Source organism: Weissella uvarum, from assembly GCF_016908785.1.
In the GTDB taxonomy this organism is placed as follows: domain Bacteria; phylum Bacillota; class Bacilli; order Lactobacillales; family Lactobacillaceae; genus Weissella; species Weissella uvarum.
On record NZ_JAFBEO010000006.1, the window covers coordinates 1 to 12,476 of the forward strand.

Annotated in this window: 10 protein-coding genes and 1 pseudogene; 1 reads left to right on the forward strand and 10 read right to left on the reverse strand. The window is 40.3% G+C overall.

All coding sequences use genetic code 11. The features are described from left to right. The 10 genes and pseudogenes from JOC36_RS07040 to JOC36_RS07085 all read right to left on the reverse strand — a co-directional run. A pseudogene (locus tag JOC36_RS07040) lies at positions 1-1,070 on the reverse strand (hypothetical protein); the annotation flags it as partial. Between the two features lie 202 nt (positions 1,071-1,272). Beyond that, positions 1,273-4,422: a VaFE repeat-containing surface-anchored protein gene (locus tag JOC36_RS07045; protein ID WP_205145790.1), complete on the reverse strand. Its 3,150-nt coding sequence runs from the start codon at positions 4,420-4,422 to the stop codon at positions 1,273-1,275. A 112-nt stretch (positions 4,423-4,534) separates the two neighbouring features. Next, the gene (locus JOC36_RS07050) at positions 4,535-5,560 is read right to left on the reverse strand and encodes a hypothetical protein (protein ID WP_205145791.1); all 1,026 of its coding nucleotides are present in this window, start codon (positions 5,558-5,560) and stop codon (positions 4,535-4,537) included. Position 5,561: 1 nt separating this feature from the next. Then, entirely contained in the window at positions 5,562-6,158 is a 597-nt protein-coding gene (locus JOC36_RS07055) for a hypothetical protein (RefSeq protein WP_205145792.1), read from the reverse strand. A gap of 16 nt (positions 6,159-6,174) precedes the next feature. Beyond that, a complete protein-coding gene (locus JOC36_RS07060; protein WP_205145793.1) occupies positions 6,175-6,858 on the reverse strand; it encodes a hypothetical protein in 684 nt (227 codons plus the stop codon). A 5-nt stretch (positions 6,859-6,863) separates the two neighbouring features. Further along, positions 6,864-7,979, reverse strand: a complete 1,116-nt coding sequence (locus JOC36_RS07065; protein WP_205145794.1) for a hypothetical protein — start codon at positions 7,977-7,979, stop codon at positions 6,864-6,866. A 353-nt stretch (positions 7,980-8,332) separates the two neighbouring features. After that, positions 8,333-8,953, reverse strand: coding sequence for a hypothetical protein (locus JOC36_RS07070; RefSeq protein ID WP_205145795.1), 621 nt, complete (start codon positions 8,951-8,953; stop codon positions 8,333-8,335). Next, positions 8,943-9,536, reverse strand: coding sequence for a hypothetical protein (locus tag JOC36_RS07075; RefSeq protein ID WP_205145796.1), 594 nt, complete (start codon positions 9,534-9,536; stop codon positions 8,943-8,945). The genes JOC36_RS07070 and JOC36_RS07075 overlap by 11 nt, the downstream gene beginning before the upstream one ends. Before the next feature lie 11 nt (positions 9,537-9,547). Beyond that, a complete protein-coding gene (locus tag JOC36_RS07080; RefSeq protein WP_205145797.1) occupies positions 9,548-10,828 on the reverse strand; it encodes a phage tail tip lysozyme in 1,281 nt (426 codons plus the stop codon). Positions 10,829-10,839: 11 nt separating this feature from the next. Beyond that, positions 10,840-11,919, reverse strand: coding sequence for a class A sortase (locus JOC36_RS07085; protein ID WP_205145798.1), 1,080 nt, complete (start codon positions 11,917-11,919; stop codon positions 10,840-10,842). A 142-nt stretch (positions 11,920-12,061) separates the two neighbouring features. On the opposite strand from JOC36_RS07085, the gene JOC36_RS07090 reads away from it, so the two are divergent. After that, positions 12,062-12,463 (forward strand): transposase, encoded by a 402-nt coding sequence (locus JOC36_RS07090; protein WP_205145799.1) that lies wholly within the window; start codon positions 12,062-12,064, stop codon positions 12,461-12,463. The last annotated feature ends 13 nt before the right edge of the window (positions 12,464-12,476 follow it).

A 12,476-nucleotide genomic window follows, 5' to 3' on the forward strand; every position in this document is an offset into this window, starting at 1 on the left:
TTTGACTCTGGCGTTGTATTAGACTCTGGCAATGCTTCTGAACGAGGGTTTGATTCTGGCGTTGTATTAGACTCTGGCAATGCTTCTGAACCAGGATTTGACTCTGGCGTTGTATTAGACTCTGGCAATGCTTCTGAACCAGGGTTTGATTCTGGCGTTGTATTAGACTCTGGCAATGCTTCTGAACCAGGATTTGACTCTGGCGTTGTATTAGACTCTGGCAATGCTTCTGAACCAGGGTTTGATTCTGGCGTTGTATTAGACTCTGGCAATGCTTCTGAACCAGGATTTGACTCTGGCGTTGTATTAGACTCTGGCAATGCTTCTGAACCAGGGTTTGATTCTGGCGTTGTATTAGACTCTGGCAATGCTTCTGAACCAGGGTTTGACTCTGGTGTCGTATTTGATTCTGGCAATGCTTCTGAACCTGCATTTGACTCTGGTGTTGTATTTGATTCTGGCAATGCAGTTGAACCAGGATTTGACTCTGGTGTTGTATTTGATTCTGGCAATGCAGTTGAACCAGGATTTGACTCTGGTGTTGTATTTGATTCTGGCAATGCTTCTGAACTTGCATTTGACTCTGGTGTAATTTGTACTAATTGTGAAGAAACAGCTGATTGACTCACAGCTTGTGACTCAGTATATGCAGATGATGCTGGTTGATCCACAGCTTGACTTGTCGCAACTTGCTTTTGAGTATCTGGCTTAGTAGCCAATGAAACAAAATTAGTATTTGCTAACTTTTCTTGTGCTTCAGCTTGTGGTGTATACAAAGCGGTTTCTCGAATGTCAAAATCCTGATCATTATCCGCCACAGTTGAACCATCATCAACTCCTTGGCTCACCCATTTCTTACCGTCCTTATATTGCTTTTTTGCACCTGAACGATTCTTATTGTCATCAGATTTTGAAGAATTATCTTGCTTCTTTCCTGGCGCCTTAACTCGCAAATGCTTATTTTCTTTTTCAGCGTTTCCATTATCTTGAGAAATAACTTGATAGGCTCCTGTTCCACCTACCGCTGCCAAAATCGCTCCCGCTGCTAAAATCGTCTTTCCATTCTTCATATCAATGTCCTCCATGTGTTTGTTATTTATCTAATTGTTTTGCCCCTTGGAACAATTTATATATTACGGTTTATTGATTCCAGAAACATCGATTTCGCTTTCATTTTAAAAAATTAGTGCAAAAAAAGGCTGACATAGACGCTACAAATGCGTTCATATCAGCCTTAATCTAAATATATTACACAAATATTACAAATGCGAATTATTGTTTCTTGTTAGGCAATAATTGCTTCCACTTGTCCTTTGTGAGAGCAGCAGCACTAGCTATAAGAACAATCAATGTAATTAGCGTTGATGCAATTGGGTGGTTCTTAATAGCAGCGGCTGTGCTATTCATAACACCACTACCTGGTACAGATGAGCTTACAGGTCCACCTGGTTGTGATGAGTTTCCACCACCTGGGTTTCCTGGTGCAACAGCTGTTTCAGGATTGTTTTCAGCATCTTCCTTAAACTCAACAGTTTGAGATGCGCTCTTCAAATCCTTGTGTTCAGCAACAACTTGCTTTCCACCATTCTCTTCAGTAGTCGTTAATTCTTCAAAGACAACAGTTTCACGTGGCTTTGAGGCATCAAAGTTCTTCAAAGGTAGATCAACATCAAGCTTTCCATCCTTAGAAACAGTAACATTCTTACTATTTTGAACAGGCTTTCCATCCTTGTCCAAAACATCCTTACCAGTCTTCTTGTCCTTCAAAGTACCATGTAATTCATAATCCCCAGGTTGGATTCCTGACCCCTTAACGTTGTCATTAATCGTACCGTTCTTAGTTACTTCATCAACATGGTTTCCAGATTGACCAGTAGCAGTAGTTCCCATTTCAGGCTTTGAAACATCAACTGTTTCGTCCTTGTCCTTAATGTCCTTGAACTCAGCAACAACATCCCCATCATCAATCAAAGTTTCAAAGAATGTAGTCTTTTTACCAGCTAGCTTTGAGATGTCAACGTTAACAGGAACGTTGATAACACCGTCAGCCTTTTCGGCAACGAATTCAATAGTAGCAACTACAGGCTTACCGTTGTTCATCAATGGCTTGTTAGCCAAAGTGTCCATCAATTCAGCCTTAAGTTGATACTTCTTACCAGGAACTAAGTTGTGGTATTCAACACGGTCGTTCAGCTTAGAATTCTTAAGAGGGTTTACAGTCTTGTCACCCTTGTCAGATGTAGCAACCGTACGAATCTTAGGATTGTCAAGAACACGCAATGTTTGGTCTTCATTTCCTAGATCATGTTCCTTACCAACAGTCTTACCATTTTCATCTAAGATATCTTCATAAAGAACTATTGTCTTACCAGCAAGCTTTGAAGTATCAAGGTTTGTAACTACAGCTTCATAATCCAAGTTTTGAGTCTTTGGAGTGAACTTACGTGTAATAATAACTGGCTTGCCATCGATTTCAAGTGGCTTACGAGTTGACTTGTCCATAAGTGTTGTCTTAACAGTAAGTTCCTTGTTAACAAGAGACTTGTCTAACTTACCAATCAACTTGTCCTTGATTTGTTGGTTCTTACCAGCTGGGGCTTCAAAAGCACCGTTGGCGAATGAGGCCTTTGATTCAAGACCAGCATCTTCTGTGATTGGCTTGTCTAGTTCGTTAACAGCCTTGTCTGAAACCAAAGTGAACTGGTCATCACGTGCTGTAACATCCCCCCACAATACGTGGTGACGGTCAATTGTACCTGGTAGCAAGTTAGTATCAGTCTTATGCTTACCGTCTGATTGGATTTCCTTCCAAGCATACTTAGTACCCAAAGGTAGCTTTGCATATGCACTTACGTCCTTGTTACCTGCTTCATTGGTTGTACCATCGGCACCAGGAACAATGAAACCATTAGAATCTGATGCATATTCCCCAACCTTCTTCTTCATGGCACCCTTATCATCAAGAGTCCACAATTGGAAGAGAGTATTCTTCAAAGGCTTACCATCTTGGTCGACCTTACGAAGAGTAGGAACCCCAAACATCTTTTCATATTGGAATACGGCATTGCCCTTCGAAGAAACAGAGATATCCTTAGTTCCGCTAGCCTTACCCTTACCAACGATATCGATAGGCTTACCAGTCGTCGTGTGCTTAACGGCAGCCATGATGTCTTGTGGACGTTGGATAGTTGCTTGACCATCAGGGTACTTAGAAGGGCCAGTAGCTTCATAACTTTGGATACCCATCCATGATGCTTCCTTACCTGGCAAACGCTTTGTATAATCCTTACCAGTCTTCTCAGAAGTAGCTGATACCTTACCAGTAGCGTTTTGTGATGGTTCTGCAGTAAATGTGTACTTACCAGCATCATTGCTAAATGGTGTCTTAACTTCAAAGTTAGCATTGTTGTTAACCGTGTAAGTCTTGTTATCAGATGATGACAACTTCTTACCGTTTTGAACAACTTCAGAACCTGCAGGCAAAGCCTTATCAAATGTGATCTTTGATGTTGGTGACAACTTCAATGCAGAATTTGCAGAGTAGTTAATCTTGTATGATGATGTGTGGCTACCATTCTTATAATCATGGTTGTCGTATTCATCATGACCCAAACCATCGTTAGCACTAGGCTTGTTGTTGTTCTTGATGCGTTCAACATTGTACTTAATGCTATCAATCAAAGTTTTTGATTGTGCATTCAATGAACGTTCTACATCATCCTCAGCATCCTTCTTAGCCTTAGCATTCATTTCTTCAAGAGCCTTCTTTTGGTCTGCTTCTGAGGCAGTAATGCTGTCTTGGAAGAGCTTAATAGCTTGGTCAGATGTAATACCAGTCTTGATTTGTGGCAAAAGCTTATCAATCAAAGCTTCAACCTTAGGGTCATCAAACTTCAAATTACGGTTAGTAACTTGTGCTGATCCACGTGAGTCAGATAGAATCCAAACCAATCCTTGTGTTGCAGCATAAAGTTGTGTATCTGTAACACCATAGTCAGAACCCTTCTTGTTAGGGTATCCCAAGTTAATTGCTTGGAAGATAGCAGCGTTTGATTTGTCTGATGCAGAACCACCAGGCTTAAATCCAACACCATCAGGATTTTGAGCAGAAAGTTCCAAACAGTATGCAATGTTACCGTTCAAGTGCATCATCTTAGTAACTTCTTGCTTACCCTTGAAGTTAAATCCGATGACATCCCCACTTAATGTGATACTTCCTTGGCTTGGCAAGCCTTCCGTAGAACCAACAGACTTATCAGTCGTCTTCATTGACCCCATATCGATTGTAGCGGCGTCAGCGCTTTGTTGAGAGTTATAAACTCCAGTAACTAATGCTCCTGCAGCCAAAGCTCCACCAGAAATGCGCCGTTTTATCGTAGCTGTGTCAAAGTCTTTTGTAGTAGACCCATTCTTATTACTCATAAGATTTCTCCTTTTCATTTATGTTTTTAATTCTAAAACAAGACTGAAAATTTTATGGTAAATCAAAAAAACCACCTTTTTGCCAAAATTCCGGCAATCGGGTGGTCATCATTTAACTAATTTTTCGGGCCTTACGTCGCTTTACAGCAGGCTTTGCTGGGGTTGACGTTGAATTTTCATTCTTTTCAGGATTAATAGCTTTTGTATTTTGAGTCTTAGTATTCTTACTTTGAGCTTGCTTCTTTACCGCTTGCTGAGAGGTAGGATTTGCTTTTTGTTGACTCATGTCTTGTACAGCTTCATTAGGTACTACATTTTGTGCTTGTGGCATTGGATCTTGTTCCGGTTGTTCCTTAGGTACATAAACAGGCTTAACCACAGGCTCTGGGATTAATTCAGCAGGCGCTTGAGACTTTCGCATGATAAATAGGCAAATAGTTTCTTCTGGTTCAGCATTCTGGCATGCTTGATCCAATAGCGCCTTATCATTAAGGACAATGAAGTCATCATCATCTTGGACTAATTGCACAATTTGGTCTACCGACAAATCATCAATAGAAATAGCTTTACTGAAACTCTCTTCATTGGTTGCTGTTGTGACATCAAAAACTGCCAAAATCACTTCATCTGACATGTTTTCTTGATAAGAAACCGGGGATGTGTGCTCTACTGGCATTTCTGGTTGAGTAGGTGCCTCATACTGTTGCGCATCTGGTTGAGCATTATAATCAACAGCTTGTGCAGGTACTTCCTGAGGTGTCGTTTGAACCTGTGCTGGTTGCGGTGTAGTAGCCGTCTCTTGTACTAAATCATCCAAAGTCTTTGGCTCAGAATTAGGTTTAACCATATGAGAAGATTTCTTAACGATAATATCGATATATCCATCTTCAATCTCAAAATCAGCATCTGGATCTTCTTCCTCATAATCATCAGGAATATAATCAGATGGCTCCATCCCTTCATCTTTAGTAGGATCATAAATTGTCTTTTTCTCTTGTGGAACCTCAACTCGCACCAAATCAGAAGAACCGTTACGTTGATTTACTCTTTCAAACAAGCGGACTTCTGTAGGCTCATTCATTGGGGGGCGTGATGACACTTTATCTTTAATCACGTCTAAAAATTCTGTTGCTCTCATATTACTTTACCTTCCTTTTTTTCACTACTTTTCGTGCAGGTTGTTGTCCAATCTTATCTAATTTCTGGGCAATTTTATCCATATCATTGTTCTTTGGGACCTTTGGTGCATAGACATCGCTTGTGTCTGAAACACTAGCTGGCGCTTGTACCGGCTGTACTGTTGGATCAACTTCTTGCTTATGCATCCCCTCAATTAACACCAAAGGAATGGCGTATACAGAATCAGAAGATGATAGCGCAATCAATGTCTTGTTCTCGTGTGCTGCCTTTTGCAATTCAAATTCCCCAATACTGCATTTATCCAACTCGACCCGGTATTTATCTAAATCGATGCCCATAAGGTCGCGTGGCTGAATCGGTGCAAATTGCCAAATTCTCGGACTCAAATACACCGAAATTTCATAACCACTATCCTTTAAACGTACTACCGAACGCTCTGGATCAGATTGATACCCAGCCGGAAAAACATTTCCTGGAATATCAACATTAGCCCCATATGTATATGGCACCTGAATGTCATTTTCTGCCGAAATGACTTCCTCAGTAAAGGCATCCCTAAATACTACCTTTGCATAATTACTTGTATAACCTTCCATCTACTAGCTCCACCTACTATTTCTGATATTCATTCATGAAATAAGTGCTACTTCCCTCATGCTTTACGACACTTACTTTCTTGTATCCAGCATCATGAATTTCATTCTTGTTGTCTTCAATGTACTTATTAGCTTCATCCCGTGACTTAAAACGCTTGTCTGCATCTACTCGTGCTGACTTCTTCTTATCATTAGTCTTTGCTTCGGGGATGTCGTCATCCTTGCCCTTTGAGCTGTCTGAGTCTTTAGACTTGCTGCTTGTTGAGCTATCTTCTTCATCAACATCAACATGGCTCTTTAACATTGAGTCTGAGTCAGAAACAGTGCTTGATTTTGACTTTCCATCTACCTGTGAAACACCGGTAACACCTTGGTTAGGTTGAATGGCATTATCATCCTTGGCCTTTTTAAATTCAGTTTGAGACCCTCCATTAGGCTTACCTACATTACTAGCAAAGGCCCCTAGCATCAGTACAATGAACAGTGCGACTACCAAACCAACAAGAATCGAAACAAATGCACGATTCCGATGATAGTAAGTCATAACTTTCGCTACTATATTGTCGAACTTTGTGGTCCCTTGCCGTTTTGGGGCCGATTTTTTATTACTACGTCGTCTGGTATCGGCATTGACACCTGAGTTCTTATCTTTATCAGATTTATTATTGCCTTTACGCACGACTTTTACTTGTTTAGCCATACTTATTACTCCAATACTTTATAAACGCCTTCATACAAATCAATCGCCGCTTTGGCTAACTTATCAGCAACCTCTTCTGGATCAGCATCAGGATTTCCAAATAGCTCACGTTCAGCCTCACTACTCTTATGCCAGGTATCTCGAATAAACATGAGCGTCGCATGTAAGAGCTTCTCAGGACTAGTATTTGCGATAGAGGCTGCATGATTCAAAGCCGCGTAGTCTAGGTCACTCAATCCCAAATAATTGTTGAATGTTTCTACAATTATTTGGTTGTAGTGGTCCTCAGGCTTCTTTCCTTGTAGCCTGACGATGCTTTCACTATCAATACCACTGCCTACCAACAAGACTTCATATACCGCACGATAGTCCTGAATGTTTAGGTCTTGAGGGACTGATACTTTATACAGACGTACTGTGAAGGACTTTTCATCATCCGCGATATTGAATCCAACATCATTTTCATCGAACTTCACACAATGAATGAAACGGATAAACTCCTTAGAGAACAGCAAGCGCAAATCCAACGTAATGTACAGGGTTTCAAAGTACTGGACTGGATGCTTGTATTTAGAGAACTTATCGCCAACAGGCAAGTTCACTTCAGTACTATCAGCTACTTGGGCCCACAAATAATCCATTGTCCCCTTAAGCTCCCCAGGTTGAATGAAATTACTTCTAAAATCCCGACGCTTATTACTGATTTCCCATACCATCTTTGATACCTTGTACAAATCCAGCTTCGTCGTGACAAACAATCCAGATGGCATGAACACATTTGCTCCGTCTGAATTATCGTATATCTCTGAAACCGACCGCATACAAGCATGCCGAACTGACATATTGAAGTTTTCCCCTAAGATAAAGTGGTCACTAGGAACCTTTGTATACTCATTTTCCCAATCCCTTGAGGTATCAATGTCCTTTTGAATCTCTGTGACGCGATAACCGGGGATGGTTGTCTTAACTGTCCAATCTTTTACATGAACAAAGTGATCTTCTCCGTTCTCTCGTTCACGAATTTGCATATCCGGGAATTGCTTCTGAATGTAGGCCAACATTTGCGATGGCGTTACATCGTTTTTACGGGCTAGACCCATAACCTTATACTGGCGTCCCATAACTTTCCTCCACACTACTATCTGTTTTTTTATTTTACAGCAATTATCGTGCGCTATTTTTTTGTTTTAGTTCTCATAAAACCCCTGAAAGCGCTATTTTTGTGCGCTATTTTGAAAAACTAAAATGCACCCCTATTATTTACGCGCAATAATTTAGTTCTGGTCGTTCTAGCAAAAATTCATAAAAATTTCTTTTGGCTATACACCAATACTTCAACACCTCTTTTAGATAACTACTCTTGTTTTTTGTATTTATTCAACAAAACACGCACTTGAGGTAAATCAACAATAAAAAAGCATTAGAGAACCTCATTTTCCTCTAATGCTTCATGCTATTTTTTTGAATTTTTTAGCTAATTAGAATTAACAGACTTTACGACGTCTCCAAGGTATTCAATATGATTGATTTTTTGGTCATCATTCTTCGTTTGATAGAGAGCCTGAGAATTATGCCCTTCGTCATTCAACATTTCACCTAGGTTTCCATTGTTCAAGGTCTCAGTATAGATTAACCACTCATTGGGCTCTCCTGTACCGAATACATCTGCCTTAGATGATTCACTCTTCAACTCCATCCCATCGATAACTGATTCACCCTGGTCATCTTTATCTGGGTCGTTAATATCTTCAAAATATTGCTTGTCAGTGATGAACGTTTTTGCTTTCTGCCGGTTGCGGTTATATTCTTTAGAATTACTCCAGTTATCCTTTAGGTGCATTGCCTTTATATCAGCGTTTACTTCTGACGTTTTTTTGGCATCTAACCGGTTTCCCTCAAGATATAGACTCTTGTTTGCATCCCTTTCCATCTTATCAATGGACTTCTGATATGCCTTAATATCACGACGCATAGATTTGATTTCATGTCGCATTTGCACCCCGTTAGTCATCCAGGCAATAAAGACTAGTACAGCAATAAAGACCATCAAGACAGAAAGAACTAATAAGAACTTATCACTAGTTTTATTCTTCATCTTCAGCCTCCTCATCATCGTGCTTTATATTTAGCAATCTATCCTCAACAAACTTATGTTTCTCAAATGAATAGGTCACAATATGCATCACATAATCTTGTGTACCTTTTGTTTTGACCTTGAAGGGGATGTTAACCGTCTTATCAGTTGGCTTAATCACACTTGGATAACCAATCTCCAAGCTCTGCTTATACGCCTTTGTGTACCAGACAGGCATGGTCTTATTTTGACTAGCTTTATTGAACAAGTGCAAATACTTCGTTTGAATATCATCTAACGTTTTTGACTGCTTTTCATCCGGGGCACCCTGGTCAATCTTTGCTGCTTGATCCACCAGATCTTTTAATTCACCAACTTTTAAATCGACCTCAATAGATTTATGATTCATCTCACTAGCTTTGATATCTTGACCACGGTTAACCATCTTGCTCATCTTAGTAAACCGTTGATATTTATTGCCCAGCTGGTCATTCAACTTCTCATGCTCTTTTTGGTCACTACGCATTGATAACAACATCATACATGTAAAGATTAAACACACAGCAATAACGACATAGTATTTAAGTCTATTAAACTCTTTCATGTGTTCTCCTTTTATCTAGGTTCCAATGCAATTGGCGAACCGTTAATCGCTGCATATTGGAACGTATTCTTATTGGCAATTCCGTTAAACGCTGCCGTACATTCAAGTACCTTGGTAGACTTCCCATGATAATCTTCCATCAAGAAGAAAGTATGTCCTCCAGCACCTGCACCAGCAAGGCCACCGGTAACCACGATAGTTCCCTTCTTTGCAGTCTTCAAAGAAACCTGCTTGAACATCTTACCATTTTGGCCAAGCGCATTTGAATTTTGCAACATCCCCACTGTATTACCAGCAGACTTAGCATTCTTCATCCCTGCCTTTTCAAGAGCCGTTAAGACATATCCTGAACAGTCATAAGAACTAGAACCCCAACGCGCGGCCATTGAATAAGTGATTCCTTTATTCAAACGGGTTAAGCCCCATCCGACAGCCTTGGCCAAAATAGGATTCTTCACGCCTTTAGCACTAGATACATCTCCTGATCCTCCTTCGTCATCTCCATCAGTCGGACAACCTTGGTTTTCAGACTCTTGTGCGCCATCGGCTGCGCTCTTGATAGTAGAACTAGCTTTCTTATCCTTCAAACTAAACAATGTGTAAAACTTATTTGCAATAGCTAAACGCTGAGGTAGCGCATCAAATCTTGCACCACTACCTTGTTCATAGTCTTCAAGCCAAGCCATTGTTGCATCCTTAATTGACATTTTCTTAAATGTATCGAAAGAGCGTCTCTGCCCAATCGGCAATCGCATACCTGACTCTTTAATCTGATTCATAATGAACTTTGATTGTGCTGACATGCTTAACCACTTCTTACTTCCAAGAGGCGCAAACTTTGTGTAGGGTGTGAATTGAAATACACCTTTACCTCCACCGGCTGATTCATTAGCACTCTGCGCAACTGGCCTAGTATTTTCATCAGCGTTAAAGTAGTCATAGTTACCACCCGTAACAGCTGGGTTAAAAGAGGAACCTGATTCATGACCAGCATTACCTCCAATTCCAGCAACAGCCTGTCCACCAACACCAAAGGACACCCAGATTTCGGCTAATTCTTTGGCATTGTTATATGGTTTCGTACCCTTTTTGGTCCAACTACCATTTGCACCACCGGCTGCTTTACCTCCACCTATAGACGATGTTGGGTCCTGCCCATCAGAAGTATCACAATAACTAGACTGATTAAACAAAGGCATTGCTATCGGCACAGAGAAAGCAAACACTACCAAAAACGCCACAACCCAAAGAACTATCTTTAATAAAGGATTTGACTTCTTTTTAGAACTCATTACATATCCCCCTATTTATTCTTCCGGGGCAAATGCATAATAAGTTCTAGCACCATAAACACCAGGACAAATGTGGCCACTGCCCACTTACCTGCTGTCTGTGTCCAAAAACGCTTAGCAATATCAGTTATGTCAGGTTTTACTTCTTTGGCTTGTTTAGGCTGATTAACAACGTCATACGCTGTATCGGGTTGATCTATCTTGTTCTGAGTCCTAATTTGATTAACTTCTTCCCTAGGCAATCCCAAACTATCAACAGTTGTCTTACCAGCATAGGCTGCTTGTAGTATCACTCGTTGCGTAATGTTAGTCGTATCATCACTATTGATATGGTCAACGGGGATGTAACAGGTTTGCAAAGTTAACAAAGGCTTCCCGCCTGTCACCTTATAAATGTTCTCTTTGTTTTTTACCTCTGAGCCTAGGTAGTCATAAACATAATTACCATCTTTGTCTTTCTTCTTTAAATCACCTACTAGATAGACATCATGTTCATCAACTACACGCCTAGCTACTGATTTATACACATAGGCTTCATCCCCGATTATCAAATAAACGGGCTGGTTCTTCTGAAATGCAAAGCCTTGTAGATTTGAAAACCACAGATTATGATCATTCACGTTAGAAGAAGTCATCGCATTATGTGCCTCAGCAACATAATTGCCTTTTCCAGGCTTCATATTGGGCTTACCTGTACCTGCACCAAGTGCAAGTGTATCTTCACTTACCCCTTGATATAACGGTTGCTGTACACCCGCTGCAGGATAATATATCGTCCCAACTGAACCAACGTTTGCTGGGTCAACTTGATTAACAGCTTGTTGAATCTCATCAAAACTACGATAAGTACGCAACTTCTCACTACGGTATACAGGCTTAATTCCCTTGTTCCTAGCATCTTGATCACTTAACACCCGTTTAGTTTGTACATTCTTTTGAAATTGGATATCACTAGCTTTCAAAGCAGATAGTGGCATACCATCATTCATCTGATAGACTAAGAATGCAGAACTTGCAGACAATACTAATACTGGTATCAGTTTTATAGATGCTTTAAACTTACTTTTGAATACATTATTATTTTCCGTCATGTCTTATACCTCGCACCTATTAGTATATGGGTACATGACGAAAAGTATGGTTAATCAAAAAACACCTCACTTTCTGCCGAATAAGTTACCTTATTCGGTAATAATGTGGTAAAATTATATATGTTAGATAAGGAGGCCGTCAATGGCTACCACAAAAAAGGAAAAATCACTGGCTTATGCCGCAAACATTGAATTGAATTTCGTTGCTGCTACTTCTAGAGGTACACGCATCGATAAGTTACCTTCACTAGGTAATGAACTCACAGACATATTTCAAGAGGCTGCAAAGGAAATACACGGTTCTTTATTATCACCTGTAATTCCTCACACCAACTACGTGACATTTTCTGCTCAGATGCCTGAAACGACATCACCTCAAACATTTATTTGGGCGCTTCTACGTCGCGCTACAATGGAAATGAACAATCAGAACATGCAACTTAACAAGCGTGGCGGTGTTTGGTCTCGAAAATACATCTGTTCCACTGATCCGATAACTGATGAAATGCTTCAGGGATTCATCAAATACGTCGAAAATAAATAATCCCAATCAGCAA

Bases quoted from the DNA above. Each gene is read 5' to 3' on its own strand.
- JOC36_RS07045 (WP_205145790.1), bottom strand. From the start codon at position 4,422: ATGAGTAATAAGAATGGGTCTACTACAAAAGACTTTGACACAGCTACG.
- JOC36_RS07050 (WP_205145791.1), bottom strand. From the start codon at position 5,560: ATGAGAGCAACAGAATTTTTAGACGTGATTAAAGATAAAGTGTCATCA.
- JOC36_RS07055 (WP_205145792.1), bottom strand. From the start codon at position 6,158: ATGGAAGGTTATACAAGTAATTATGCAAAGGTAGTATTTAGGGATGCC.
- JOC36_RS07060 (WP_205145793.1), bottom strand. From the start codon at position 6,858: ATGGCTAAACAAGTAAAAGTCGTGCGTAAAGGCAATAATAAATCTGAT.
- JOC36_RS07065 (WP_205145794.1), bottom strand. From the start codon at position 7,979: ATGGGACGCCAGTATAAGGTTATGGGTCTAGCCCGTAAAAACGATGTA.
- JOC36_RS07070 (WP_205145795.1), bottom strand. From the start codon at position 8,953: ATGAAGAATAAAACTAGTGATAAGTTCTTATTAGTTCTTTCTGTCTTG.
- JOC36_RS07075 (WP_205145796.1), bottom strand. From the start codon at position 9,536: ATGAAAGAGTTTAATAGACTTAAATACTATGTCGTTATTGCTGTGTGT.
- JOC36_RS07080 (WP_205145797.1), bottom strand. From the start codon at position 10,828: ATGAGTTCTAAAAAGAAGTCAAATCCTTTATTAAAGATAGTTCTTTGG.
- JOC36_RS07085 (WP_205145798.1), bottom strand. From the start codon at position 11,919: ATGACGGAAAATAATAATGTATTCAAAAGTAAGTTTAAAGCATCTATA.
- JOC36_RS07090 (WP_205145799.1), top strand. From the start codon at position 12,062: ATGGCTACCACAAAAAAGGAAAAATCACTGGCTTATGCCGCAAACATT.